The sequence below is a fragment of the Rhizobium sp. C4 genome, from assembly GCF_021026315.1.
GTDB lineage: Bacteria > Pseudomonadota > Alphaproteobacteria > Rhizobiales > Rhizobiaceae > Ensifer_A.
This window is the reverse complement of sequence record NZ_JAJNCX010000014.1, coordinates 1-25263: the sequence shown is the minus strand read 5'-3', so window position 1 is coordinate 25263 and position 25263 is coordinate 1. Positions and strand designations below refer to the sequence as shown.

The 25263-nt window shown below is 59.4% G+C and carries 23 protein-coding genes, 1 tRNA gene and 5 pseudogenes; 15 read left to right on the top strand and 14 right to left on the bottom strand.

Annotated features, from left to right (window positions below; all coding sequences use genetic code 11):
* Positions 1 to 331: 331 nt before the first annotated feature.
* Positions 332 to 600: pseudogene (locus tag LQK84_RS20500) on the bottom strand (integrase core domain-containing protein); the annotation flags it as partial.
* A 334-nt stretch (positions 601 to 934) separates the two neighbouring features.
* Here LQK84_RS20500 and LQK84_RS20495 point away from each other — a divergent pair.
* Complete coding sequence (locus LQK84_RS20495) at positions 935 to 1816, top strand: SMODS domain-containing nucleotidyltransferase (RefSeq protein WP_230830587.1); 882 nt, start codon at positions 935 to 937, stop codon at positions 1814 to 1816.
* The gene (locus tag LQK84_RS20490; protein WP_230830586.1) at positions 1794 to 2384 is read left to right on the top strand and encodes an SLATT domain-containing protein; all 591 of its coding nucleotides are present in this window, start codon (positions 1794 to 1796) and stop codon (positions 2382 to 2384) included. The genes LQK84_RS20495 and LQK84_RS20490 overlap by 23 nt, the downstream gene beginning before the upstream one ends.
* Before the next feature lie 486 nt (positions 2385 to 2870).
* On the opposite strand, the gene LQK84_RS20485 is transcribed toward LQK84_RS20490, so the two are convergent.
* Entirely contained in the window at positions 2871 to 4175 is a 1305-nt protein-coding gene (locus LQK84_RS20485; RefSeq protein ID WP_230830585.1) for a hypothetical protein, read from the bottom strand.
* Between the two features lie 221 nt (positions 4176 to 4396).
* On the opposite strand from LQK84_RS20485, the gene LQK84_RS20480 reads away from it, so the two are divergent.
* Positions 4397 to 4888, top strand: a complete 492-nt coding sequence (locus LQK84_RS20480) for a hypothetical protein (RefSeq protein WP_230830584.1) — start codon at positions 4397 to 4399, stop codon at positions 4886 to 4888.
* Between the two features lie 188 nt (positions 4889 to 5076).
* Here LQK84_RS20480 and LQK84_RS20475 read toward each other — a convergent pair.
* The 9 genes and pseudogenes from LQK84_RS20475 to rsmI all read right to left on the bottom strand — a co-directional run.
* Positions 5077 to 5718, bottom strand: a pseudogene (locus LQK84_RS20475) (magnesium chelatase domain-containing protein); the annotation flags it as partial.
* Positions 5719 to 5861: 143 nt separating this feature from the next.
* The gene (gshB, locus tag LQK84_RS20470; RefSeq protein WP_230830583.1) at positions 5862 to 6806 is read right to left on the bottom strand and encodes a glutathione synthase; all 945 of its coding nucleotides are present in this window, start codon (positions 6804 to 6806) and stop codon (positions 5862 to 5864) included.
* Positions 6807 to 6902: 96 nt separating this feature from the next.
* Positions 6903 to 7379 carry a cupin domain-containing protein gene (locus tag LQK84_RS20465; RefSeq protein WP_230830672.1) on the bottom strand — a complete coding sequence of 159 codons (477 nt, stop codon included), beginning with the start codon at positions 7377 to 7379 and terminating at the stop codon, positions 6903 to 6905.
* Positions 7380 to 7557: 178 nt separating this feature from the next.
* Complete coding sequence (locus LQK84_RS20460; protein WP_230830582.1) at positions 7558 to 8616, bottom strand: sn-glycerol-3-phosphate import ATP-binding protein UgpC; 1059 nt, start codon at positions 8614 to 8616, stop codon at positions 7558 to 7560.
* 4 nt (positions 8617 to 8620) lie between these two features.
* A complete protein-coding gene (gene ugpE, locus LQK84_RS20455) occupies positions 8621 to 9469 on the bottom strand; it encodes a sn-glycerol-3-phosphate ABC transporter permease UgpE (protein ID WP_230830581.1) in 849 nt (282 codons plus the stop codon).
* Between the two features lie 7 nt (positions 9470 to 9476).
* Positions 9477 to 10361, bottom strand: a complete 885-nt coding sequence (ugpA, locus tag LQK84_RS20450; protein WP_230830580.1) for a sn-glycerol-3-phosphate ABC transporter permease UgpA — start codon at positions 10359 to 10361, stop codon at positions 9477 to 9479.
* Between the two features lie 182 nt (positions 10362 to 10543).
* Positions 10544 to 11863, bottom strand: coding sequence for a sn-glycerol-3-phosphate ABC transporter substrate-binding protein UgpB (gene ugpB, locus LQK84_RS20445; protein ID WP_442966995.1), 1320 nt, complete (start codon positions 11861 to 11863; stop codon positions 10544 to 10546).
* Between the two features lie 113 nt (positions 11864 to 11976).
* A complete protein-coding gene (locus LQK84_RS20440; protein WP_230830579.1) occupies positions 11977 to 12342 on the bottom strand; it encodes a YraN family protein in 366 nt (121 codons plus the stop codon).
* A 4-nt stretch (positions 12343 to 12346) separates the two neighbouring features.
* Positions 12347 to 13240, bottom strand: coding sequence for a 16S rRNA (cytidine(1402)-2'-O)-methyltransferase (gene rsmI / locus LQK84_RS20435; RefSeq protein ID WP_230830578.1), 894 nt, complete (start codon positions 13238 to 13240; stop codon positions 12347 to 12349).
* A 207-nt stretch (positions 13241 to 13447) separates the two neighbouring features.
* Between rsmI and dnaN the strand changes: the two genes are divergently transcribed.
* The 9 genes from dnaN (at position 13448) to LQK84_RS20390 (ending at position 21270) form a co-directional block, all read left to right on the top strand.
* A complete protein-coding gene (gene dnaN / locus LQK84_RS20430) occupies positions 13448 to 14566 on the top strand; it encodes a DNA polymerase III subunit beta (RefSeq protein WP_230830577.1) in 1119 nt (372 codons plus the stop codon).
* Positions 14567 to 14692: 126 nt separating this feature from the next.
* Complete coding sequence (gene pmtA, locus LQK84_RS20425; RefSeq protein ID WP_230830576.1) at positions 14693 to 15289, top strand: phospholipid N-methyltransferase PmtA; 597 nt, start codon at positions 14693 to 14695, stop codon at positions 15287 to 15289.
* Between the two features lie 10 nt (positions 15290 to 15299).
* Positions 15300 to 15890 carry a histidine phosphatase family protein gene (locus LQK84_RS20420; RefSeq protein WP_230830575.1) on the top strand — a complete coding sequence of 197 codons (591 nt, stop codon included), beginning with the start codon at positions 15300 to 15302 and terminating at the stop codon, positions 15888 to 15890.
* Between the two features lie 16 nt (positions 15891 to 15906).
* Positions 15907 to 18375 (top strand): glycoside hydrolase family 2 protein, encoded by a 2469-nt coding sequence (locus LQK84_RS20415; protein ID WP_230830574.1) that lies wholly within the window; start codon positions 15907 to 15909, stop codon positions 18373 to 18375.
* Positions 18376 to 18451: 76 nt separating this feature from the next.
* A complete protein-coding gene (pyrF, locus tag LQK84_RS20410; protein ID WP_230830573.1) occupies positions 18452 to 19150 on the top strand; it encodes an orotidine-5'-phosphate decarboxylase in 699 nt (232 codons plus the stop codon).
* Between the two features lie 18 nt (positions 19151 to 19168).
* A complete protein-coding gene (locus tag LQK84_RS20405; protein ID WP_230830572.1) occupies positions 19169 to 19456 on the top strand; it encodes a DUF1330 domain-containing protein in 288 nt (95 codons plus the stop codon).
* A gap of 104 nt (positions 19457 to 19560) precedes the next feature.
* The gene (locus tag LQK84_RS20400; protein WP_230830571.1) at positions 19561 to 20541 is read left to right on the top strand and encodes a complex I NDUFA9 subunit family protein; all 981 of its coding nucleotides are present in this window, start codon (positions 19561 to 19563) and stop codon (positions 20539 to 20541) included.
* A 249-nt stretch (positions 20542 to 20790) separates the two neighbouring features.
* The gene (locus LQK84_RS20395; protein WP_230830570.1) at positions 20791 to 20940 is read left to right on the top strand and encodes a hypothetical protein; all 150 of its coding nucleotides are present in this window, start codon (positions 20791 to 20793) and stop codon (positions 20938 to 20940) included.
* 177 nt (positions 20941 to 21117) lie between these two features.
* The gene (locus LQK84_RS20390; RefSeq protein ID WP_230830569.1) at positions 21118 to 21270 is read left to right on the top strand and encodes a hypothetical protein; all 153 of its coding nucleotides are present in this window, start codon (positions 21118 to 21120) and stop codon (positions 21268 to 21270) included.
* 120 nt (positions 21271 to 21390) lie between these two features.
* On the opposite strand, the pseudogene LQK84_RS20385 reads toward LQK84_RS20390, so the two are convergent.
* Positions 21391 to 22253: pseudogene (locus LQK84_RS20385) on the bottom strand (IS630 family transposase); the annotation flags it as partial.
* Positions 22254 to 22260: 7 nt separating this feature from the next.
* Here LQK84_RS20385 and LQK84_RS20380 point away from each other — a divergent pair.
* The 3 genes and pseudogenes from LQK84_RS20380 to LQK84_RS25365 form a co-directional block, all read left to right on the top strand.
* Positions 22261 to 22476, top strand: coding sequence for a recombinase family protein (locus LQK84_RS20380; RefSeq protein ID WP_230830568.1), 216 nt, complete (start codon positions 22261 to 22263; stop codon positions 22474 to 22476).
* Between the two features lie 70 nt (positions 22477 to 22546).
* Positions 22547 to 23748: pseudogene (locus tag LQK84_RS20375) on the top strand (IS3 family transposase); the annotation flags it as partial.
* A 33-nt stretch (positions 23749 to 23781) separates the two neighbouring features.
* Positions 23782 to 24417: pseudogene (locus LQK84_RS25365) on the top strand (recombinase family protein); the annotation flags it as partial.
* Positions 24418 to 24792: 375 nt separating this feature from the next.
* On the opposite strand, the gene LQK84_RS20365 reads toward LQK84_RS25365, so the two are convergent.
* On the bottom strand, positions 24793 to 25089 hold the full coding sequence (locus tag LQK84_RS20365) for a hypothetical protein (RefSeq protein WP_230830565.1): 297 nt from the start codon (positions 25087 to 25089) through the stop codon (positions 24793 to 24795).
* Positions 25090 to 25162: 73 nt separating this feature from the next.
* A tRNA-Met gene (locus tag LQK84_RS20360) sits at positions 25163 to 25239 on the bottom strand.
* Between the last annotated feature and the right edge of the window lie 24 nt (positions 25240 to 25263).

Here is a 25263-nt window from a genome sequence, read left to right as displayed (position 1 = left end):
TTCAGGCAAAGCTCGACGGCGACAGGTCAGGCATGACTCCGGAGCAGGTGAATTTCACCGAGCATCTCCTTCGAAGAGGCACAGAGGGGATGTCTGCCCCGCGGACAGCGGGCAGTGTAGAATGGACTTGGACCTACCGCTTTTGAAAAGTCACGTCCTCCACCAAAGGTGGGGATTTGAAACGCTGCGCCGAGCCGTTAGAAGCGGTTTTGCTATGTGTTAGTAGGCCCGTTAAAGAGGTCGGCAAAGTCATAAGCCTTGTCGACCTTTTCTTGATTACGGATATAGCGTCTGAACCGCGCCGGGTTTGTCGGAGGCCATTTCGTTTAAGTTATGCGGCCATGGCTGCTGCGTCCAGCATGGCGTAGTATCGTTCTTCGGCCATCGGCTGGCGGTATGCTGACGATAGGCTCCAGAAGGCGGCGTTGTTATACCAGCCGACCCATTCCGGCGTGGCGAACTCCACGGCTTCGAAGTTGCGCCACGGTCCCCGGAGATGGTTAACCTCGGCCTTGTAGAAGCCGTTGATCGTTTCACGAGAGCGTTGTCGTAACTGTCGCCAACGCTTCCGACAGACGGCTCTATTACCGCCTCCGCTAGTCCGCATGGATGTTGATTATGGGATGGCCCGCCCTTCTAGCCTTACGCGTATTTAATGTATCACAATGTTAATATGGTCTGGCGACCGCTGCGCCAGAAGCGGACGTGCCATGCCATTGAGAGTTCCCGTTGAGGCAAATCGGTTGCTCAGCAGATAGGTGTAAGGGACGCCCAATTCACGATCACAAGGGCTCTGGACGCCAGCCCTCACCTCGGACCGCTGACGTCAAGTAACAACCACACGTAAATATTTCTGTTGGACTTTCGCCTGATGGGTTGCGTTGCAGGCATAATACTTTCATCTCTTACCATTTGCGCGATGGGAGGGGGCGAGATGAGTGTTGCTGACGAATTCTACAACTTCCGGAACAACTACAATATCGGCTCTGAGCTAATCAGCTCGATCGGCCAACGCTACCGACGCATTACTACGCGCCTCAACGCTGACTTTTGGAACACCGATTCGAGTTCCGCTCACAGCCTCTATGTCGGCTCCTACGGTCGGGACACGGCCGCGAGAGGAATAAGCGACCTCGATATCGGCTTTCAGCTCCCTTACGCGCAATACGTCAAATATAGCGGGTATCAGTCCAACGGCCAGTCAGCGCTACTTCAAGCAGTAAAAAACTCCCTCCTCAATACCTACAAATCTAGCAAGGTCGGCGGCGATGGTCAGGTTGTCGTGATCTCGTTCACGGACGGGATCACGTACGAAATTCTGCCGTACTTCACCAACAAAGATGGTTCTTGGACCTTTGCCGATTCGAACGGGGGAGGCGCTTGGCGGACGTGCAATCCTCGGGCAGAGATGGATGCCGTTCAGACCCGAAATAAAGCCGTCAACGGCAACCTCAAAGCTCTTTGTCGGATGATGCGGGTGTGGAAGAACCACAATAGCGTCCCGATGAGCGGGGCCTTGATCGACGCACTCGCCTACCAGTTCATCGAAAAGTGGGAGTACCGGGATAAGTCGTACGGCTTCCATGACTACCTGGTTCGTGATTTTTTGAAGTACCTCTACGACCTCGACCGAGAGAAAACCTATTGGCGCATGCCTGGGAGCGGCTCGTACGTCTACAAGTCAGGGGTATTCTGGACGAAAGCGCTCACGGACTACAATATCGCCGTTGAGGCCTGCAATATGCAGGCCGACGATAAGGCCGCACAGCGCCGCGTGAAATGGAGGACCGTCTTTGGCACAACCTTCCCAATCTGATCCACGATACCAACTCGAGAGCCAAGTACGCGAGTGTTATGGCCGTTGCGCCTACACCCACAAGATCCACGAGAAGATGGCCGAGCGACTTGCCGATCATCAATGGTATGCGAAGTGGTTCAACATCATCCTGTCCGCGCTCATCGCCAGCGGCGCGGTAGCGGCCGTTTTCAGGGCGGAGACTGGGCTTCTGCAGTATGCGGAATACGCGACCGTCGTGCTTGCCATTCTAAGCCTGATCTACAACGCGTATCAGAAAGACTTAGACCCCGGTGCGCTTGCGCAACGACACAGGGAAACCGCGTCCGACATCTGGAATGTGCGAGAATCTTACCTCAGCCTGATAACCGACGCGCTCAACTCGGCGGTCCAAATTGACGACCTCCGTGCAAAGCGCGACGCGCTGCAGGCCAATCTTCACGAAATATATCGGGCGGCACCATTCACGGACGGGAAGGCGTACAAGAAGGCGCAGGAATCTTTGAAGGACAATGAGGAACTTATGTTCTCCGACAAAGAAATCGACGACATGCTTCCTACCACTTTAAGGCGGTCGAACAGGCCCTAGTCTAGGCTGACGCTCTGCCTACCCTCATAGATTTAGCAAACAGTTCGGGCGCGACCTATTGTAATGAGCCGCAGCGCGATCCATGCTCATTAATGTAGCAAAACATCAGCAGGATTAAGCCTCCTGAATGACGACGGATTGAGCAGCCCCGACCTCAACATATTTAGAATCTTCCTCGCCTTCTCGTATTCATTTTATCGCGCAAAAATACATCAACAGGGTGAGTTGAATTCTTCAAATCCATCGTAAGTCTAATTCGTGCATATCTAATTTCAATGCTAAACACGTCTGCAATACATCTACTGTTTGCACAACTTTCAGCAAACCTATATATATTACCACCAATTACATTGTCGATTTTCATATATCGATTTACATATATTTTCCACGCCTCCAAATCAGTATTAACAATGCCCCGCAACCTCATTCGGGAAAATCGATATGCGTCTTTGAACGCATTTTTGTAGAATTGACCATTCATTACTGTCATCTTCCGAGCTGGCTGGCTCGCTCCCGATAAGCCCTTGCCTCCTCTGAGAGTGCTAACCCACGATGTTCCGCCATTCCTGCGGCTCTTTCCAACAAAACCCCGCACTCAACTAGACTGCTGACTTTCCCTTCCAGTTTCCATTCGGCTTCGCAGATATCTGCTTCGGCCTGAATGAGGCGTACTTCTGCCAGAGGAGCCGAAAAATTGTTAGCCCGGAGCGTAGTTCGAATATCGCTGATTGCTCGTCTGCCGCCATCGTAGTCGCGATCCAGTTCAGCTAGCGTAACAGCGTAACGCCTTGTACACATCGCGGCACCCTCAAGATCGCCCTCGTTTTCATCAACGGCCCTACCCAAATCAAGCGCCTCGCGAATTGTTCTATCACCTAGTACGTGCAATCGGTCGTCAATCGAGATTGAATTACCGCCAATATCGATGACCGACGCAGCAGCATTATTGAGGCTTGCTCCTATAGAGTGATGAAATTTCGGGACGCATGTCTTCACACCAGCGTCGTATGCCTTCAGATCTACAAAGGGAGCGGTGGATTTCTTATCGTGATAACTCACATGTGCAAGGATACGCGAATGCACGACAAAGTCCGGAAACTCCCGCAGAAGATTGTGCAACACGCCTACGCAATAGTCCTCCATCGCGCGGTCACCCCAAAGGTATGCACGCCAGGACGTACGACATAGAATATGAGTCAATAGCCACTGCCTTTTTTCATCTCCGCTGACAATTATTTCAGGGTTTTTGGTGAGGGTTTCTATAAGGCTACGGCCGAATGTCATGACGCGCCTGCGGTGCCCTAAGCGGCCGTCTTGATACGCGGCTCTATCAACAAGGTCGAACCAGTATCCGAGATCGTTACGAACTTCGGAAAGCGAAGTCCCATCGTTCGAAAGAACACGCTCTAGGGCGGCACGCTCATATGCAGGGCCGCGTGTGGCACCCACAACCAACGGCGTCTTTCTCGAGTCCAACGCGCGAAAGACTTTCGCATAAGGAATGTAAGCCGCGTCAAGCCGATCTACGATGTCTTTCAGCGTAGGATACATATTGAAATACGGTAAAGCCTCCGCCTTAATCTCGTCGTGCATTCTTCGGCTAACGCAACGGAGAGGTTTTACTGAGCCAGGTGGCGTGTTCATATAACCACCCCAGCTACCGCCATCTTTCTGAACCATTTTCAAAGCGGCTTTCCAGCGTTCATTTCCACGCAACCGCTTCTTTTCAGCGAGCGCATCTCCAAGCTCGACGACAATTGCAAGATATGTCTCAAAAGTGGCAGTCGGCATCACGGCTCACCTCTTGGGTTACTGATATGCTAACTTAACATTGCCGCAGCAAATCCCGCCCACCAAAATGATTCGACGATTGCAGATTCCGGTTCCAAATGCGCCGCTCGGTTGGTCAAAACCGCTAGGTAACGCGATTTATTTTCTCTTCGTGGTCGGGAGCACCGACCCATCACTGTCATCGGGATTGGCCCGACGGCAAGTTAAACAAGGAGAGAGAGATGGGATTTTGGTCCAGCATTTTCGGCGGTGGCAATGACACCTCCAGTTACAATTCCGATGGCTCATATGTCGGCGGGTCGCGCGGCAACCTGTCCGGCGGCACCAGCCATTATGGCTCCGATGGCTCGTATGTCGGCGAGTCGCGTGGCAACCTGTCCGGCGGCACCAGCCACTATGGTTCCGATGGCTCGTATGTCGGCGGGTCGCGCGGCAACCTGTCCGGCGGCACCAGCCATTATGGTTCCGATGGCTCGTATGTCGGCGAGTCGCGCGGTAACCTGTCCGGCGGTATCAGCCACTACGGCTCCGACGGCTCGTTTAGCGGATGGAGCGATGCCTCTGCGGGCTCGTCCGGCAGCGGATGGGGCCTTGGCTCTGGCTCATCCGACAGCAGCTCGTCCGGTGGCGGGTGGGGTGGATTTGGTTCGGGTTCCTCCGACGGCAACTCATCCGATGGTGGTTCTTCGGGCGGCGGATGGGGTTCCTGGTAACATCAGCACCACAATAAATGCACTGTGGCCGGGATACTCCCGGCCACTTTCTTTTTATCTGCGGCCACCAGCCTGATTGAGATAGGGCAATCCAGATGGTCTACGCCCACTGGAAATTCATACAGCATGAATTTTGAATAAGTGAGACTAGCTCTATCAAAACTACAGCAATTAATGTAGCATAATGTCAAGAGATTATGCCCACCCGCAGCCACGACCTCCAGCGCCCGCTTGGCGCTTTCCTGTCCGCGAATGTCGGCCAGATCGGGAAGGTTTACCGGCAGCGACCGCACGGCCGGTTCGGGCCGCGTCAGCACCTGCGTCCCCCGAAAGTGGTTGGCAAGGCCGATCAGGCTGCGCGGCGCAAGAATGTCGATGTCCGGCCCCGCCCAGGCGGCCTCGGGCCCGCTGGCGGCCGGGCAGATCAGCCCCTTGCCCATGGCGTTTGCGGCAATGGCGGCCGGCAGCGCACCGGCCACCGGCGCAATCGTGCCATCAAGGTTGAGTTCGCCGACAACCGCATATTCCGACAGCGCATCCGCCGGGATGGCGCCGAGCGCCGCCATCAGGCCGAGCGCGATGGCTAGGTCGAAATGCGACCCTTCCTTGGGAAGGTCGGCGGGTGCGAGATTGACGGTGATCCGTTTCGGCGGCAGGGACAGGCCGGACGCGTGAAGTGCCGCATGCACCCTCTCCCGGCTTTCCGCCACCGCCTTGTCCGGCAGGCCGACGATCTGCATGGCCAGCTTGCCGGGCGCGATCATCACCTGCACGTCTACGGGCAGACCTTCAATGCCATGAAATGCGACTGTTGCAACCCGAGATACCATCGCCAGCCCCCAAAGCTACCGGTTGCAGGGAGACTGGCACGGAATTCGGAATCAAACAAGAACAAAAATGCAACAAAAGCGACTCATTTACGCCGTATAGTTGCATACGGTTGCAAAGGCGGAACAAATCAGAACGTTTGCGCTCAGCGCTTCGCCTCGATCGCGTCCCAGAGAAGTGCCGCTATGTCGACACCGCTGAAGCGCTTCACTTCGCGGATGCCGGTCGGCGACGTCACGTTGATTTCGGTGAGGTAATCGCCGATCACGTCGATGCCGACGAGGAGGAAGCCGCGTTCGCGCAAGGACGGCCCGATGCGGTCGCAGATTTCCTGCTCGCGCTTCGTCAGTTCCGTGTGCTCTGCTCTGCCGCCCACATGCATGTTGGAGCGGCTGTCATGCTCGGCAGGCACGCGGTTGATCGCGCCCACCGGCTTGCCGTCGATGAGAATGATGCGCTTGTCGCCCTTGCGCACGTCCGGCAGATATTGCTGCGCGATGAAGGGCTCGCGGAACATCAGGCCGAAGGTTTCGAGCAGCGAGGAAAGATTGCGGTCGTCCTTCTTGAGATGGAAGACGCCGGCGCCGCCATTGCCGTAGAGCGGCTTGATGATGATGTCGCCCATTTCTTCACGGAAGGCGCGGATTTCATTGGCGTCGCGGGTGATCAGCGTGGCCGGCATCAGGTCCGGGAATTCGGTGACGAAGATCTTCTCCGGAGAGTTGCGCACCCAGGCCGGATCGTTGACAACCAGCGTCTTGGGGTGGATGCGCTCCAGCATATGGGTCGACGTGATATAGGCCATGTCGAAGGGCGGGTCCTGGCGAAGCAGGACGACATCCATGGTCGAAAGGTCGATTCGCTCCGGTTCGCCGAGGGTGAAGTGATCGCCCTTGGTGTCGCGCAGTTCCATCGGCTCGGCGGTGGCATAGACCTTGCCGTCGCGCAGCGACAGTTTCTCCGGTGTGTAGTGGAAGAGACGATAGCCGCGGGCCTGCGCCTCCAGGCTCATGGCGAAGGTGGAATCACCCGCGATGTTGATGGACGAGACATGGTCCATCTGGACCGCGACATTCCTGATCTTTGCCATGTGATATCCTTGAGCATTCCAGGAAAAGGCGGGAGCGTTTTCGGTCCGGAGATGCGTTGACGGGCTTGTACGATTGCGCCCGGGATATTTAGGCGGTCAAAGCGCCGAGCGCAACGGGCGTTTGATCAATCCGGCAAGCTTGCCCTTGAGCCGGTAGGCAAGCGCGACCGGCAGGGGGAAAGGCCGACGCAGGAAAGCGATCTTGCGGACATAGTTGTCGATCTGCCAGGTCGCCCAGGTATTACCGGTGAAATAGGCGATGTCGCCGGCTTTCAGGACACGAACCGCACCGTTCGCGTCGGTGACCCGCACTTCGCCCTCAAGGATCATGACCGTCTCGTCCCAGGCAAAATACCAGCGAAACGTACCTGCCGTGCAATCCCACAGCGCCGTCATCGCGGCACGGTCGGAGCTCTGCGAATGCTCGGCGATGCGCGCTTGCGGCGCCCCGGCAACGATCCAGGCGGGATCGATCGGGGCAGCCTTCATTTCCATCGCACCGGACGATGCCGCGACCAGCGGCGGCACATCGGCGAGATCCAGAAACGGCTTCGCGCCGGCAACCAGTGCCATGAATGCCTGAATCGGCAGAAGATGAAACGCCATCAAGGTCCCCTTGTCATAAAACTCGGGGCTTACCTTGCCGGAAAAGTCTCACGAAATTCCTACGCCGAAAGATTGCATTTTAGAGAGCTTCGGCAATTTCGACATGATTCTTCTACGATATGCGCCGCTTCGGCACATGGCTGTCTCAGATTGAGGCAGCCTCGATGCGTTTGCCGGTCTCTGCGGCAAAGAAATGCAACCGGTCGGTCGCAATCGTCAGGCGAATGTCGCCCGGCAGCGGCAGATCCGGGGACACGGCCACAACAACCGACTGTCCGCCGCAATTCCCGTGCAGCAGGCGCTGGGCGCCCAGATCCTCGATGAAGACGATCTCGAACGGCATGCCGGAACCGCTTTCCGAGAGACGGAGGTCCTCCGCCCGCAGGCCGAGCGTGACCGGACCGTTAGGCAGGTTCGCCCGCAGACCGGTTTCACCGTCGCCGATCGAAACCGCGCCGCTGGCAACACTGGTCTTGACGAGGTTCATGGCCGGCGAGCCGATGAAGCTCGCCACAAAGGTTGAGGCCGGGCGGTGATAGACCTCCAGCGGTGCGCCGATCTGCTCGATACGGCCGCCATTGAGCACGACGAGCCGGTCGGCCAGCGTCATGGCTTCCAGCTGGTCGTGGGTCACATAGATCGAGGTCGTGCCGAGACGCTTCTGCAGCTGCTTGATCTCGCCGCGCATCGATACGCGCAGCTTGGCATCAAGGTTCGACAGCGGCTCGTCGAAGAGGAAGGCGGCAGGCTTGCGCACGATGGCGCGGCCCATGGCCACACGCTGGCGCTGGCCGCCGGAAAGGGCGCGCGGCTTGCGTTCCAGATAGGGCTGAAGCTCCAGCATGCGGGCGGCTTCCGCCACGCGCGCATCGATCTCCGCCTTCGGCGTGCCGCGATTGCGCAGGCCATAGGCGAGATTGTCGTAGACGCTCATATGCGGATAGAGCGCATAGTTCTGGAACACCATGGCGATATCGCGCTCGGCCGGCTCGATCTGGTTCACCACGCGGTTGCCGATGGAGACGGTGCCGTCGGTGATGGTCTCAAGCCCAGCGACCATGCGCAGCAGCGTCGACTTTCCGCAGCCGGACGGGCCGACGAGAACGATGAACTCGCCATCGGCGATGGCAATCGAGATATCGCTGACGGCGTTGACATTGCCCACATAGGTCTTGCCGACGCCCTTGATGTCTATGGCAGCCATGTTCTTACTTCTCCGTTTCGACCAGGCCCTTGACGAAAAGGCGCTGCATGAAAATGACGACGAGGACGGGCGGCAGCATGGCGAGGATCGCCACCGCCATGACGAGGTTCCATTGCGGCTCGGCATCGGTAACGTCCGACATGCGCTTGATGCCCATGACGATGGTGTAATGCTCGCTGTCCGTGGTGACGATCAGCGGCCACAGATACTGGTTCCAGCCGTAGATGAAGAGGATGACGAAGAGTGCCGCGATATTGGTGCGCGACAGCGGCAGCAGGATATCCTTGAAGAATTTCAGCGGGCCCGCGCCATCGACGCGCGCGGACTCCAGCAGCTCGTCCGGTACGGTCAGGAAGAATTGCCGGAACAGGAAGGTTGCCGTTGCAGAGGCAATCAGCGGAATGGAAAGCCCCGCATAGGAGTTGAGCATGCCAAGATCGGCGACAACCTTGAAGGTCGGCACGATGCGCACCTCGACGGGCAGCATCAACGTGACGAAGATGATCCAGAAGGCGAGCTGGCGAAACGGAAAGCGGAAATAGACGATCGCATAGGCCGAGAGGATCGAGATGACGATCTTGCCGAGGGATATGGCGAGCGCCATGATCAGGCTGTTGCCCAGCATCATGCCGATGGGCGGCGCACCGGCAGCCGCGAGACCGCTGAAGAGCACCGTCTTGTAAGTCGCGAGAAAGTCCGAGCCCGGCAGGACCGGCATTACGCCGGTGATGAAATCGGTCGTCTTGTGCGTCGACGCGATGAAGGCGACATAGACCGGGAAGGCGACGATGACGACGCCCAGGATCAGGACGAGATGGGCGAGGAGTTTCAGGTAGGGGCGATGTTCGACCATGTCAGCCTCAATACTGCACGTTGCGCTCGACGAAGCGGAACTGGATGAAGGTGAGCGCGATGACGATGACCATCAGGACGACCGACTGCGCCGAGGATGAGCCGAGATCGAGCCCGATGAAGCCGTCGGTGAAGACCTTGTAGACGAGGATATTGGTTGACTGGTTCGGGCCGCCTTGCGTCGTCGCATGGATGACGGCGAAGGTGTCGAACATCGTGTAGACGACGTTGACGACGAGCAGGAAGAAGGTCGTCGGCGAAAGCATCGGGAAGACGATATCGCGGAAGCGCTTGCCCGGACCTGCGCCATCGATGGCCGCAGCCTCGATCAGCGCCTTGGGGATTGATTGCAGGCCGGCGAGGAAGAACAGGAAGTTATAGGAAATCTGCTTCCAGCTGGCCGCGATGACCACCAGGATCATGGCATCCGTGCCGTTCAGCCGGTCATCCCAGTGATAACCGATCCCCTTCAGCAGATAGGGGATGAGGCCTATGGTCGGGTTGAACATGAACCAGAAGAGCACGCCCGCAACGGCCGGGGCCACCGCATAGGGCCAGACGAGCAGCGTCGTGTACAGGCTGCGACTTTTCAGCAGCGAATTGGCGGCAACCGCCAGAACCAGCGCCACAACGATGGAGACAGTCGCAACCGCAATCGAGAAGACGACGGTGACGATCATGGCATTGAGATAGCCCGGATCGTGCAGGATCGCGACATAGTTGGCGAGGCCGACGAATTCCGTGCTGGTGCCGAAGGCGTCTTCGCGCAGGAACGATTGCCAGACCGCCTGACCGGCAGGCCAGACGAAGAAGATCAGCGTCACGGCGAGCTGGGGCAGGATCAGCCAGTAGGGCAGAATCTTGCTCGAAAAGATGGTGCGTTTGGTCTGCATGGCCGTTTCCGCTGCAAGGGGAAGGCGCGCTCGCTCTAGAGCCTGTCAGGTCCAAGTTGAACCTGACAGGCTCTAGATTATTTTGTTTTCGTTTGTCTTTTCGGGAAAACCGGGTTCCGCTTTTCCCTGACAAAATCGAAAGCAAGCGCGCCCTATGGAAGACTTTGGCCTGATGGCCGGTCTTACTTGTTGGAAGCCGCGAATTCGGCGATCAGCTTGTCGCCGCGCTCGACGACGGAGTCGAGTGCTTCCTTGGCGGACTTCTTGCCACCGAGCAGCGCCTGGAATTCCTCGTCGATCACCTTGCGGATCTGGACGTAGTTGCCGAAGCGCAGGCCCTTCGAATTCGGGGTCGGCTGGTTCAGCGTGATTTCCTTGATGCCGACGTCAGAGCCGGGGTTCTTTTCGTAATAGCCCTGCTTCTGGCCAAGTTCGTAAGCGGCCTGCGTGATCGGCAGGTAGCCCGAGAACTGGTGCCAGTCAGCCTGAACTTCCGGCGAGGCGAGGTAGCGGAAGAAGTCGGCAACGCCCTTGTATTCTTCGGCTTCATGACCCTTGAGAACCCAAAGCGTCGCCCCACCGATGATGGAGTTCTGCGGAGCGCCCTTCACGTCGGCATAGTAGGGCAGCATGCCGTAGCCGACTTCGAAGTCCTTGGCATTGTTGATCACGCCGGCGCGCGAGGCCGACGAGTTCATGACCATGGCGCATTCCTGGCTATAGAACTTCGGAGCAGCGTCATTGCCGCCTTCCGGACCGCCATACTGGAAGATGCCTTCGGCCTGCCACTTCTTCAGATTGTCCCAATGCCTGATCTGGGTCGGGCCGTTGAAGGACAGCTTGCTATCGACACCGCCGAAGCCGTTCTCGTTGGTGCCGATCGGCAGGTTATGCCAGGCCGAGAAGTTTTCCAGCTGGATCCAGGAAATCCAGCCCGTGGTGAAGCCGCACTTGGCAGCGCCCGAAGACATGATCTTCTTGGAGAAGGATTCGACATCTTCCCAGGTCTTCGGGGCCACGTTCGGGTCGAGGCCGGCCTTCTTGAAGACGTTCTTGTTGTAATAGAGGATCGGGGTCGAGGAGTTGAAGGGCATGGAAAGCATGTTGCCCTGGGTGTCGGTGTAGTAGCCGACAACGGCCGGGAGATAGGCCTTGGGGTCGAACTGGGCGCCCGCATCCTTCATCAGCTGGTAGACCGGATAGACGGCACCCTTGGCGGCCATCATCGTGCCGGTGCCGACTTCGAAGACCTGGACGATATCGGGCTGCTGCTTGGCGCGGAAGGCGGCAATCGCGGCGGTCATTGTTTCGGCATAGGTGCCCTTGTAGGACGCCACGACCTGATACTTATCCTGCGACTTGTTGTAGTTGGCGACGATTTCGTCGAGCTTCTTGCCAAGCTCGCCACCCATGGCATGCCACCACGTGATCTGCGTTGCCGCAAACGAGCTGGTCGCCGAAAGCGCCAGTGCTGCCGCGGCGAGCGTGAGTTTCTTCATCATGAGATTGCCCCTTCCATTGAGTTGATGGACTGGAGCGGGCATTAGCCCTCTCAGGTGACGGGTCTATGAATTTTTCATTTCACTAATATGACAATCGATCGAAGGACTTCCATTTAGAATACATCGGGGAAATGGACCGGCAACCGCCACGGGAGAATGGCGATAATGTCGTAGCGGCGGGAGAGTTTTTTAGCGTCTTTCTGCTTCGCCAGCCAATGCAGGCTGGCCGCCTCGATCCGCCTCTGCGTCGCATATCCCACGGCGGAAATGGCCTCATCGACACGCCGGCGCGCCTTCACCTCGACAAACACCGCGAGGTCGCCCTTGCGCGCGACGATATCGACCTCCCCGCCCTTCGTGCGATAGCGCATGGCGACGATGTGATAGCCTTTGAGAAGCAGAAAGAGAGCGGCCAGATATTCCGCGAAAAAGCCTCGCCGATAGGCCGCAAGCTTCTTTTCCTGCGGCCCGCTCACCATCGGTTCAGCCCTTCAGCGCCATCAGCCGTTCATAGAGGTCATGTCGGGCAAGGCCGGTCTGTTTGGCGGCCTCCTGTGCAGCCTTGCTGGCCGGCATGTCGTTGACGAGCGAGAGAAGTAGCGCGTCCACATCGATCTCGTCCGCCACCTTCTCGCCCGGCGGGCCGATGACCAGAACGATCTCGCCCTTCACCGTCGCATCCTCGTAAGCAACGGCAAGATCGGCAAGCGTCCCGCGGCGAAACTCCTCGAAGGTCTTGGTCAGTTCCCGGCAGACGGCGGCGGCGCGGTCGCCGCCCAGCAGATCGGCGGCAGCGGCCAGTGTATCGTCGATCCGATGCGGCGATTCAAAGAAGATCAGCGTCGCGGGCACATCCTTCAGTTCCGCCAGTCGGTCGCGACGGGCCTTGTCCTTGGTGGGCAGAAAGCCGGCAAACATGAAGGCGTCGTTGGGCAGGCCCGCACCCACAAGGGCAGCAAGCGGTGCGGATGCGCCGGGGATCGGAATGACCCTGTAGCCCGCCTCGATAGCAAGCTGTCCAAGCCGATAGCCGGGATCGGAGACGAGCGGCGTGCCGGCATCCGACACCAGCGCCACCGTCTTGCCCTGTTCCAGAAAGGAAAGAAGCCTTGCGCCCGCTTCATCGGCATTATGTTCGTGATAGGCAAAGGGACGGTTGCGGATGCCGTAGCGGTCGAGCAGCACGCGGGTGACGCGCGTATCCTCGCAGGCCAGCACGTCGGCGCCGGCCAGCGTTTCGAGCGCGCGCAGCGTGATATCGCCGAGATTGCCGATGGGCGTTGCGACCAGATAGAGGCCGGGACCGAGCGGACGCGCCGGCAATTCGGTGTTGCCGATCCGGTAGGTCCGTTCTTTTGCGCTTGTTTCCGTCATCATGCCCGCCTTTTGTGGGCAGTCTCGCGCGAAAGCAAGGACGCTCGCAAGCAGGATGCAGATAAATTGTGCGACAGCCGCTTAGATGCTTGCGTTCCGGTGCTTGTTTCTGCCATTTTGCCGGTCCCATCGGCCGGACCGGCCATCTGATCGAGAAGAGGGCCGCGCGCTCACCGGGTGCGCGACAGCCACAGAAACGGTAACAGTTCCATGCGCATTACGATCGAGCGTTCCAATCTTCTGAAGTCGCTGAACCACGTTCACCGCGTGGTCGAAAGACGGAACACGATCCCGATCCTCTCCAACGTGCTTCTGCGCGGCGAGGGCCAGAGCCTGGAAATGAAGGCGACCGACCTCGATCTCGAAATCACCGAATCGACGCCTGCCCAGGTCGAACAGGCCGGAGGCACCACCGTTCCGGCCCATCTTCTCTACGACATCGTCCGCAAGCTGCCCGACGGCGCGGAAGTGATGCTGGCTACGACCACCGACGGCAGCGCCATGACGGTCGCCTCGGGTCGCTCCAAGTTCTCGCTGCAATGCCTGCCGGTCTCCGACTTCCCGGATCTCAACGCCGGCACGTTCAGCCATTCCTTCAAGGTCAAGGGCTCCGACCTGAAGATGCTGATCGACCGCACGCAGTTCGCGATCTCGACGGAAGAAACGCGCTACTATCTCAACGGCATCTTCATGCACACGGTTGAAGCCGGCGGCGATCTGAAGCTGCGCGCTGTCGCAACCGACGGCCACCGTCTCGCCCGCGCCGACGTTGTCGCGCCCTCGGGTTCGGAAGGCATGCCGGGCATCATCATTCCGCGCAAGACGGTTGGCGAACTGCAGAAGCTTGTCGATGGCGTCGATGGCGATGTCTCGGTCGAGATTTCGGACGCCAAGATCCGCGTCACCACCGGCCCGATCGTCATGACCTCCAAGCTCATTGACGGCACCTTCCCGGATTACCAGCGCGTCATCCCGTCGGGCAACGACAAGGAAATGCGTGTCGATTGCGCGACCTTCCAGGCCGCCGTCGACCGCGTATCGACCATTTCCTCGGAGCGCGGCCGCGCCGTGAAGCTCGCGATTGCCGACGGCCAGCTGACGCTGACGGTCAACAACCCGGATTCGGGCTCGGCAACCGACGAAGTGCCGGTCGGCTATGACAATGATCCACTGGAAATCGGCTTCAACGCGAAATATCTGCTCGACATCACCCAACAGCTTTCCGGCGGCGAGGCGATCTTCCTGCTCGCCGACCCGGGCTCGCCGACTGTCGTGCGCGATGTCGCCGGCGACGACGCGCTCTACGTGCTGATGCCGATGCGCGTCTAGGCGCTTGCTGTCTGTCAAATTGTGACACGGGGCACATTTCGGTGTGCTTGTCCAATTGCGCCTTGTTTTTGTCTTATCGCGCCGCAATAGTGAATCATTCATGGTTGCGTCGCGATTGGAGAGAACATGGTTGTCGGGCTGGTGCGTAAGAAAATCGGCAAGCATTTCGATGGTGAACTGCGCTTCGTGCGCGGCATGATCGAGGGTCCGAAACAGGTCGGTGCGATCCTGCCGACCTCCTCCGTGACCGCCAAGGTGATGGCGAGCGTCATCAACCCGGATTCCGGCCTGAAGGTTCTTGAGCTCGGTCCTGGCACGGGCGCGATCACCAAGGCGATCCTCAAGCGCATCCCGGCCGAGCGGCTTGTCTCGGTCGAATACTCGACGCCCTTCTACAATCACCTGACCGCGACCTTCCCCGGCGTCCATTTCATCAATGGCGACGCCTTCGATCTCGACAAGTCGCTGGGCGAGTTGAGGAACGAGACGTTCGACTGCGTGGTCTCGGCCATTCCGCTTCTCAATTTCCCGATGAGCGGCCGCATGTCGCTCGTTGAAAGCCTGCTTGAGCGCATCCCCGCCGGCCGGCCCATCGTGCAGATTTCCTATGGCCCGATCTCGCCGGTCGCGGCAAAGCCGGAAAGCTACACGATCAAGCATCTGCACTTCGTCGTCCGCAACATTCCGCCCGCGCAGCTCTGGACCTATACGAAAAACGCCTAAGCGGGCTCTGATGTTTGCGGTCTATCTCACCCATCCGCAGGTCCGGATCGACCCGGCCGTTCCGGTTCCCGAATGGGGATTGTCGGAACTTGGCCGGGAGAGAACGCTCCAGACCGCGCGGAGCCCATGGGTGCGCCGCATCGGTCGCATCGTTTCGAGCGACGAAGTGAAGGCCGTCGAGACGGCCTCGCTTCTGGCAGAGGCGGCCGGCTGCACGGTCGAGATCCGCGCCAACATGGGCGAAAACGATCGCTCGGCAACCGGCTTCCTGCCGCCTCCGGAATTCGAGAAGGCCGCCGACTGGTTCTTTGCGCATCCGGAGGAGAGTTTCAGAGGCTGGGAACGAGCCGTCGATGCGCAGGCGCGGATCGTGTCTGCCGTGGATGGCGTCCTTGCCGATCATGATCCACGCGCGCCCATCCTCTTCATCGGCCATGGCGGCGTCGGGACACTGCTGAAATGCCACCTCGCCGGCCGCACAATCGGGCGCGATGCCGACCAGCCACCGGGTGCCGGTGGCAATCTTTATATGTTCGATCTCTCGACAAGACAGCTTGCAGGCGACTGGCAAAAAATGGAACTGTGGCCGGGACCAGCATGAACCCGGTGACGGATCGATGATTGTTAAGCGTAGACTGACGGACAACTGGACGCTGACGCGTCTTTCCGCACCCTCCACTGCCCCCGAACTTCCCGAAGCGATCCCCGCGACCGTTCCCGGCACCGTGCATACCGACCTGCTCGCAGCGCATCTCATCCCGGCCCCCTATCTCGACGTCAACGAAATCGCACTCGACTGGATCGGCCGATCGACCTGGCGCTATGTCACGGAATTCGATTGGTCGGACAAGGACCACGAGCACCACGAACTCGCTTTCGAAGGCCTCGATACGGTGGCCGATATCCGGCTCAACGGTCAGGCACTCGGCGGCACGCGGAACATGCATCGCAGTTACCGTTTCGATGTGACCGCGCTTCTGCAGCAAGGCCGAAATCGTCTCGAGGTCGATTTCCTCCCCGTCGAGGACTATGGCGCTGAGGTGCGCAAAAGCCTCGGCTCGGCCGCAGACATCCCGGCGAACTATCCGGGCGCCTGGCCATATGTCCGCAAAATGGCCTGCAATTTCGGCTGGGACTGGGGCCCAACACTGGTGACTGCGGGCATCTGGAAGCCGGTGACGCTGGAAAGCTGGGCGGCCGTGCGCCTCGGCGAGGTGCGTCCGCAGGTGACGCTTCATGGTGGTCGCGGCAGCGTGGTGGCGGATGTCGCGGTTCGCGGCCAGACAGCGGACGAAAAGCTGGCGCTTACGATTTCAATCGCAGGCGAGCAGTCGACCGTCGCGCTGGAGGCGGGGTCCGGTCGGGCTCGACTGACGCTCGACATCGAGAACCCGAAACTCTGGTGGCCTCACGGCCTCGGCGACCAGCCGCTTTACGAGCTTGAAATCGCGCTCACCGACGAGGCAGGGATAGTCCTTGATCGCTGGACACGGAAGACCGGCTTCCGCTCCGTCCGCCTAGACACTTCGGCGGACGCGCAGGGCTCCGCCTTCACGATCATCGTCAACGATGTCCCGATCTTCGTGCGCGGCGCAAACTGGATTCCCGACGACTGTTTCCTGCCACGCGTGACGGCGGATCGATATGCCGCCCGGATCGGCCAGGCGCGGGATGCCAATATCAATCTCCTGCGCGTCTGGGGCGGCGGCATCTACGAGACGCAAGAGTTCTATGAGACCTGCGATGCGCTGGGTCTGCTGGTCTGGCAGGATTTCCTCTTCGCCTGCTCGGCCTATCCCGAAGACGAACCGGTGCGGAGCGAGGTCGAGGCAGAGGCGCGCGAAAACGTCGCCCGTCTGATGCCGCATCCCTCGCTCGTCCTCTGGAACGGCAATAACGAAAACATCTGGGGCTATTTCGACTGGGGCTGGCAGGATGTGCTGGGTAACCGCTCCTGGGGCGCCGGCTATTATCTCGACCTCCTGCCGAAGGTCATCGCCGAGATCGACCCGACGCGACCCTACTGGGCGGGCAGCCCCTATTCGGGCTCCATGGATCTGGCACCCAACCTGCCGAACCATGGCTGCATGCATATCTGGGACGTGTGGAACGACGTCGGCTACGAGACCTATCGCGACTACATTCCCCGCTTCTGCTCCGAATTCGGCTGGCAGGCGCCGCCGACGCTGGCGACGATCAGGGAAGCAGTGCGCGACAACGCGCCCGCTTCAGATTCGCCGGGCGTTCTGCATCACCAGAAGGCGACGCTTGGCAATGACAAGCTGTTGCGCGGGCTCGAAGGCTGGTTCCCCGAGCCGGCGAATTTTGAAGACTGGCATTTCGTCACGCAGTTGAACCAGGCCCGCGCGATCCGGCTCGGCATTGAACATATGCGCTCGCATCGTCCCGTCACCATGGGCGCAATTGTCTGGCAGCTGAACGATTGCTGGCCCGTCACGTCCTGGGCGGCCATCGATGGCGCGGGGCGCAAGAAACCGCTCTGGTATGCGCTGCGTCAGGCCTATCAGCCGCACCTGCTGACCATCCAGCAGCGCGACGGCACATTGAAAGCCATTGCCGTCAACGAGACGACGCTGTTCTGGCGCGTGCCGTTCACAATCGAGCGGCTTGATGTCGAGGGTAAGGTACTGGCGAGCCACAAGCTCTGGCGCGTGCTCTGCGACAGGTTCGAGAAGACCGAAATCGCGCTGCCGCCGGAGATAGTGACACCGGGCGACCCGACCCGCGAGTTCCTGCGCGCCCGCATGGGCAAGGCCGAGGCGCTGTGGTTCTTCGCCAGGGACAAGGATTTTGCCTATCCGCCGGCCGAATTCGATTATCGGGAAGAGCGTCTTTCAGACCGCGTTCGAGTGACGATCACGGCGAAGACATTGCTGCGCGACTTCACCATTCTGGCGGATGTGCTGCATCCGGATGCCGAGGTCGATGAGATGCTTGCGACCCTGCTGCCCGGCGAGGCTCGCGTCTTCGATATCACCTTCGGCGGCGGCGATGTTCCGGCCGGCTTCCGTTTCGACCCTGCCCCGGTGCGGACGGCGAACACGGTTGCCCGAAGCGGCGGATAACGGGCATATTGGCCTTGCCAACCCGCCTCCTGCATGCGAATCCACGGCTCAGGAGCTAGATCATCAGGGGTATTCCATGACTGCAGACATGCGCGAGCGGTTGATTGTCGGGCTGGATGTCCCGACCGTGCGGGAGGCGGAAGCCATCGTTCGAAAGCTCGATGACGAGGTCACCTTCTACAAGATCGGCTATCAGCTGGCCTTCGCCGGCGGACTGGACTTCGCCCGCGAGCTGGCCAAAAGCGGCCGCAAGGTCTTCCTCGACATGAAACTTCTCGACATCGACAACACGGTCGCGAGCGCCGTCGAAAACATCGTCAAGATGGGCATGACCATGCTGACGCTGCATGCCTATCCGAAGGCGATGAAGGCGGCCGTTGCCGCCGCCCACGGCTCGGACCTCTGCCTGCTCGGCGTCACCGTGCTCACCTCCATGGACGAGCAGGACATGATGGATGCGGGCTATGAATATGATCCGCATACGCTGGTTCTGCGCCGCGCCGAACAGGCCCGCATTGCCGGCATGGGCGGCATTGTCTGCTCGGCGGAAGAGGCGAGCGCAGTGCGCCGCATCGTCGGCCCCGACATGGCCGTCGTCACCCCCGGCATCCGCCCGGCAGGCGCCGACAAGGGCGACCAGAAACGCGTCATGACGCCCGCCGATGCGTTGCGCGCCGGCGCAAGCCATCTTGTCGTCGCCCGCCCCATCGTCAAGGCGGAAGACCCGCGCGCAGCCGCGCGCGCCATTCTGACCGAAATGGCATCCGTGAAATAAGCAAAGGGAGACATGGACATGGCCAAGGGATACTGGATCGCACGCGTCGATATCCGGGTGCAGGAGCGCTACCACGAATATGTTTCCGCCGCGAAGGTGGCCTTCGAAAAATATGGCGCGATTTTCCTCGCCCGCGGCGGCAAGACAGAAGCTGCCGAAGGCACGGCCCGCGCCCGCAACGTCATCATCGAGTTCGACAGTTTCGAGACCGCGCAGGCCTGCTATCACTCGCCGGAATACCAGATCGCCGCCGCGATCCGCCAGGAAATCGCTGACGGAGAAATCGTGCTGGTCGAAGGCGCGTGAGCCGGCTTTTGCGGGGCCTGCGTGCACCGCAAAATCACGCCTTCACGGAAGGCGCGAATTGGTCTAAGAGACCTTGAAACTCAGGACATTCAGGAGCGCTCGACATGACAATTGCCAACCAGACCAAACTCGTCACCGTTTTCGGCGGCTCGGGCTTTGTCGGCAGGTATATCGTCCGGGCACTGGCGAAGCGCGGCTACCGCATTCGCGTTGCCGTTCGCCGTCCGGATCTGGCAGGCTTCCTGCAGCCGGCGGGCAATGTCGGCCAGATCTCCTTCGCCCAGGCAAACCTGCGTTACCGCAACTCGGTCGATCGCGCTGTCGAGGGTTCCGATTACGTCATCAACTGCGTCGGCATCCTTTTTGAAAACGGTCGCAACAAGTTCGATTCCGTGCAGGATTTCGGTGCCCGCGCCGTGGCAGAAGCGGCCCGCGCCGCCGGCGCCAAGCTCATTCATTTCTCGGCCATCGGCGCGAACTCGGGCAGCAATTCCGATTATTCGCGCACCAAGGGCCTTGCAGAAAAGGCGATCCGGGAAATCCTGCCCGACGCGACGATCCTGCGTCCCTCGATCGTCTTTGGCCCGGAAGACCAGTTCTTCAACAAGTTCGCCAACATGGCGCGCACGGCCCCCTTCCTGCCGCTCATTGGCGGTGGCAAGACGGCGTTCCAGCCGGTTTACGTCGGCGACATCGCGGAGGGCGTCGCCAACCTCGTTGACGGCAAGGCTGCCGCCGGTCGCATCTATGAACTCGGCGGGCCGGAAGTCCTGACCTTCCGCCAGTGTCTCGAGATCATGCTGGCCGAGATCGATCGGCAGAAGCCGCTGGTCTCCCTGCCCTTCGCCGTCGCGTCGCTGCTGGGATCGGTTGCCTCTCTCGTCCCCTTCATCGCGCCGCCGATCACCTCCGATCAGGTCAAACTCCTGAAGACCGACAATGTCGTGTCGAAGGACGCCGAAACCGAAGGCCGCACGCTCGCTGCGCTCGGCGTAACACCGACGCTGGTGGCTGCCATCATCCCGTCCTACCTCGTGCACTACCGCCCGCAGGGCCAGTATGCGCGCACCGGCAAGGCCGCCTGAGGCTGCATTTCCCAACAGGGTCAACCCGCTCGCTGCCAAGGGCGGCGGGTTGAGAAACACGCCCAATTCTGTTTCAGGTTGCGACGTGACTAAAATGCACCACGATTTTTTTACTCCGCGCTTAACCTCGGATTCAGGTTACTCCGTTATTGATCTCAAAACGGGCCGGGCGTAGACAACGCGCAACCTTTCAGAAGGATGCGCCGCCTCCCGGGGACGGCCAAAAAGTTTTACAGGGCGACATTCATCATGGGCAAATCCATCGCAATTTTCTTCGCATGCTCGGCACTGGTCATTCTGGGAGCATCCTTCACTGCGCCCCGTGCGATTGCCTCCAAGGCCGAATGCGCACCGGCTTACGGCGTTGATCCATGCGCCATCACGGGTTCGACCCGCTGAGACACAGCTGGAGCCGCAGCACGGTTCGTGAAACAACAAAAGCCCGCTGGTCAGACCGGCGGGCTTTTTTCGTGGAAGCTGGTCATGTCTTTGGCTCATTGACCTGGCGAGGAGTTCTCTCAAGGGCCACAATTGCCATGTCGGTGCCATTGTATGCGCTGCTTGTGCAGCTTTCGCGTGGCGATCGAACAGATTGGTGATTACCGACATGGGCTGTTTGAAGGAGGTCTCACCGATGAGCTTTACCACTTGACTTACAACCGTATCGACGGCCTTGTATACACCGAATGGCGGATGGCATTCCAATGGTTGCCGCTTCGCACGCCGTGACTGCAGACCCCAGCGGGGTCGTGTGTCACAAGTCTGAACGGAGCCAGTCACAAGAGTTTGGGCCGTTTCGACCTGTAGCGTCCAAACGCGAACAGCCCGCTGGTTTTCATCTAGAGCGTTTCACCTTTTGACGGAAACATATCCTGCGTTTTGGAGATAGTAGGCGCATTCGTCTGGTTGGATTGTTTGAACGAGCGCGCCGATATACCGCCAGGTATCTTCACCAGGTATCTTCAATGGTGCGTTTCTGCGCATGACGCATCCAGTGCTTAATCTTCGAGAAGGCCTGTTCGATGGGATTGAGGTCGGGCGAATAGGGCGGCGTGAACCAGAGGCGTGCGCCTGCAGCTTTGATGGCGCTTCTGATGGCAGCCGCCTTGTGGCTGCCGAGATTGTCCATGATGACGATGTCGCCGGGCTTGAGGACGGGCACCAACTGCTGTTCGACATAGGCGCGAAAGCACTGACTGTTGATCGGTCCGTCAAAGACGCAAGGTGCTGTCAGCCGGTCGTTTCTCAAGGCACCGAGGAATGTCAGTGTGCGCCAGTGACCGTGCGGCGCAAACGCCCGCAGACGCATGCCTTTTGGCCCCCAGCCTCTGATGGGTGTCATGTTGGTCTTGATCCAGGTCTCATCAATGAAGACCAGTCGGTCGGGATCGAGGTGCTGCTGCAGGGCCTTCCATCGCTGTCTTCTGCGGGCGACGTCGGCACGAGCCTGCTCAAGGGCAAACAGTGTTTTTTTTGAAGCGTAGCCCTTGGCTGCGGAGGAATTCCCAAATCGTATTATGGGAGACGGTAATGCCGCGTGCAGCCAGTTCCGCCTTAAGTCCATGCAGCGTCAGATGTGGATTTTGAGCGAGCCGCTCGGCAATGAAGTCGCGATGCGGCTCAAGGATGCACTTTCGATAACCACCCATCTTGGCCGGGCGAACCGATCCGGTCGCGCGATGGCGCTGCGACCAATTTACCGTCGACGTCATCCTCTGCGTGACGGTCGATCGTATTTCCCGCGACTCAGAACACGCAAACGGTTTTCTGAAGCGGCTCAAATTCAACGACATTGAACTCTGGACCGTCCAGGGCGGCTCGCCTGTCACGGATATCGAGATGGGGCTGCGGGCAACTCTCAGCCAGGAGATGATCGAGCAGATCCGCTATCGAACACGCGAAGGGATGAAGACCGCGGTCCGCAAGGGAAAGTGAACTGCCCCCCATTTCGACCGGACAGTCGGCATAAGCAGAAAGGCTCAAGCACGGGCTTGAGGACAGGCTTATGTCTAACGAGTATCGACACGTTGAATTGCTGACGGGTGATGTTCGCCGTAGACGGTGGACAACCGAGCAGAAGCTGACAATCATTGAGCAGAGTTTCGAACCTGGCGAGACGGTGTCTTCCACCGCTCGCCGTCATGGCGTTGCGCCCAATCTGCTTTACCGGTGGCGCAGGCTCTTGAGTGAGGGAGGTGCTGCAGCCGTGGATTCTGACGAGCCGGTTGTCGGCAATTCGGAAGTGAAGAAGCTGGAGGATCGTGTCCGCGAACTGGAGCGCATGCTCGGCCGCAAGACGATGGAGGTCGAAATACTCCGTGAAGCCTTATCCAAAGCAGACTCAAAAAAACGGATATCGCGGCCGATCTTGTTGCCGAAGGACGGTTCCCGATGAAGACCGTCGCCGACACACTGGGCGTATCCCGTTCCAACCTCATCGAGCGGCTCAAAGGCAGATCAAAGCCGCGCGGGCCATACCACAAGGCCGACGATACAGAGCTTCTGCCCGCCATTCGCAGGCTGGTGGATCAAAGGCCGACCTATGGTTATCGGCGGATCGCCGCGCTCCTCAATCGCGAAAGGCGAGCCGCCGATAAGCCTGCCGTCAACGCCAAACGGGTTCATCGCATCATGGGCAACCACGCCATGCTGTTGGAGAAGCACACGGCCGTTCGCAAAGGCCGCCTCCACGACGGCAAGGTCATGGTCATGCGTTCGAATCTGCGCTGGTGCTCGGACGGTCTGGAGTTCACCTGCTGGAATGGCGAGGTCATCCGTCTCGCCTTTATCATCGACGCCTTCGACCGCGAGATCATCGCCTGGACGGCGGTCGCCAACGCGGGCATCTCCGGCTCTGACGTGCGCGACATGATGCTGGAGGCGGTCGAGAAGCGGTTCCGCGCAACCCGAGCCCCGCACGCAATCGAGCATCTCTCCGACAATGGCTCGGCTTACACCGCGAGGGACACGAGGCTGTTTGCCCAGGCGCTCAATCTGACGCCCTGCTTCACGCCGGTGGCAAGTCCGCAGTCGAACGGCATGTCGGAAGCATTCGTCAAAACCCTGAAGCGGGACTATATCCGCATCTCAGCATTACCGGACGCAGCAACGGCGCTCCGGCTCATCGACGGATGGATCGAAGACTATAACGAAATCCATCCCCATTCCGCGCTCAAGATGGCTTCCCCTCGGCAGTTCATCAGGGCAAAATCAAACTAGCCGACTGTCCGGTGAAACGGGGTGCACTCCAGAAAGGCATCTACCTGTCTGGCCTATGGCTACCGCCTCGCCGCGGTGCGCGACGCCAACGGCGACCGCATCCCCGGCTACCGTGACATCGACGAAGACAAGGCAAAGATTGTCAGGTGGATTTTCGAGCAATACGCGGCGGGCGTTTCCCCGCGGGACCTTGCACAACAATTGAATCAGAGAGGCATCGAAGGTCCAAGAGGCGCGGCCTGGCGAGACACGGCCATCCGCGGCCATGTCGAGCGTGGCACGGGCATCCTCAACAACGAGACGTATATCGGAAGACTGGTCTGGAACAAACGCAATTACCGCAAGAACCCTGACACGGAGCGCCGGGTCGCGCGCTCGAACGGCGCAGAACAATGGGTCACGTCAGATGTGCCCCAAATGCGGATCGTTTCGGACGAGCTTTGGGCAAAGGTCAAGCGACGCCAAAAGGAAGTCGGCGAGCTGTTTTCCTATACGACGACGAACGCCTTGAATGCCTCGCACCGCCCGTCTTATCTCCTGTCGGGGCTGTTGGAATGCGCTGAATGCGCAGGGCCTTACGCGATCATGGGCAAGGATCGCTATGGCTGCACCAATCACAAGAAGCGGCTTCCGATCGATGAACTCGGCGGTGCCTGCTGCTCGAACTCGAAGACGATCAAGCGCCAGGATGTCGAAGAGCGCGTCTTGAGCGCGCTGCCGGCGGCATTTTTCAGCATGGGGATTTTCGACAAGCTGGCCGCGGAAACGAAGAAACGAGTTGAGATCAAGCTGCGTTCGGGACCGTCCGAACATGCCAAGCGCGCCGACGACCTCAAATTGATCGAGGCGAAGCAAAAGGCGCTCATCCAGCAGATCAGCGAACGCGCCATGGAAGGAAGACCGCGCCTGCCGGCGCTCGATGACGCGCTCGACAAACTGGAACTGGAACGCGTGGCTGCCGAGCAGCTCGTTGCCGCCTCTAAACCTGATGACGACACACTGGAAGAGAAGCTGGCGGAGGTGCGTCGTCAGTCAACGCCCGAGAATGTCGAACTGATCATCAATACGGTGCTCTATTACATGCGCGACGCCGCCGACAAGGACCTGAAGCAGCAGTACATAACGATGATCAGGATGCTGGTTCAGAAGGTGGTCGTCGGCGCAACGCCCGGCCATCAACCTGCCGAGCTCGCGATCCACGGCCGGATCGCATCGATCCTGGCTGCAATGGAAGCGACGACGATCCTGGAGCAACGTTTCAAGCTGCAAACGCAGCACGCATATCTTGAGGGAATTGAGTCCGGCCGTCTGTCCACGCAGCAGAAACAAAAAGAGTTCCTCGACGCTTGTGCGGAGGAACTCTCTGTTCGGCGACTTGCGTGGGCAGATTTACAAGTCTCAGTGGTTGCGGGGGCAGGATTTGAACCTGCGGCCTTCAGGTTATGAGCCTGACGAGCTACCGGGCTGCTCCACCCCGCGTTATATTTTGAGCGTAGATTACGC

Bases quoted from the DNA above. Each gene is read 5' to 3' on its own strand.
- LQK84_RS20495 (WP_230830587.1), top strand. From the start codon at position 935: ATGAGTGTTGCTGACGAATTCTACAACTTCCGGAACAACTACAATATC.
- LQK84_RS20485 (WP_230830585.1), bottom strand. From the start codon at position 4,175: ATGCCGACTGCCACTTTTGAGACATATCTTGCAATTGTCGTCGAGCTT.
- LQK84_RS20480 (WP_230830584.1), top strand. From the start codon at position 4,397: ATGGGATTTTGGTCCAGCATTTTCGGCGGTGGCAATGACACCTCCAGT.
- gshB (WP_230830583.1), bottom strand. From the start codon at position 6,806: ATGGCAAAGATCAGGAATGTCGCGGTCCAGATGGACCATGTCTCGTCC.
- LQK84_RS20465 (WP_230830672.1), bottom strand. From the start codon at position 7,379: ATGGCACTGGTTGCCGGCGCGAAGCCGTTTCTGGATCTCGCCGATGTG.
- LQK84_RS20460 (WP_230830582.1), bottom strand. From the start codon at position 8,616: ATGGCTGCCATAGACATCAAGGGCGTCGGCAAGACCTATGTGGGCAAT.
- ugpE (WP_230830581.1), bottom strand. From the start codon at position 9,469: ATGGTCGAACATCGCCCCTACCTGAAACTCCTCGCCCATCTCGTCCTG.
- ugpA (WP_230830580.1), bottom strand. From the start codon at position 10,361: ATGCAGACCAAACGCACCATCTTTTCGAGCAAGATTCTGCCCTACTGG.
- ugpB (WP_442966995.1), bottom strand. From the start codon at position 11,863: ATGATGAAGAAACTCACGCTCGCCGCGGCAGCACTGGCGCTTTCGGCG.
- LQK84_RS20440 (WP_230830579.1), bottom strand. From the start codon at position 12,342: ATGGTGAGCGGGCCGCAGGAAAAGAAGCTTGCGGCCTATCGGCGAGGC.
- rsmI (WP_230830578.1), bottom strand. From the start codon at position 13,240: ATGATGACGGAAACAAGCGCAAAAGAACGGACCTACCGGATCGGCAAC.
- dnaN (WP_230830577.1), top strand. From the start codon at position 13,448: ATGCGCATTACGATCGAGCGTTCCAATCTTCTGAAGTCGCTGAACCAC.
- pmtA (WP_230830576.1), top strand. From the start codon at position 14,693: ATGGTTGTCGGGCTGGTGCGTAAGAAAATCGGCAAGCATTTCGATGGT.
- LQK84_RS20420 (WP_230830575.1), top strand. From the start codon at position 15,300: ATGTTTGCGGTCTATCTCACCCATCCGCAGGTCCGGATCGACCCGGCC.
- LQK84_RS20415 (WP_230830574.1), top strand. From the start codon at position 15,907: ATGATTGTTAAGCGTAGACTGACGGACAACTGGACGCTGACGCGTCTT.
- pyrF (WP_230830573.1), top strand. From the start codon at position 18,452: ATGACTGCAGACATGCGCGAGCGGTTGATTGTCGGGCTGGATGTCCCG.
- LQK84_RS20405 (WP_230830572.1), top strand. From the start codon at position 19,169: ATGGCCAAGGGATACTGGATCGCACGCGTCGATATCCGGGTGCAGGAG.
- LQK84_RS20400 (WP_230830571.1), top strand. From the start codon at position 19,561: ATGACAATTGCCAACCAGACCAAACTCGTCACCGTTTTCGGCGGCTCG.
- LQK84_RS20395 (WP_230830570.1), top strand. From the start codon at position 20,791: ATGGGCAAATCCATCGCAATTTTCTTCGCATGCTCGGCACTGGTCATT.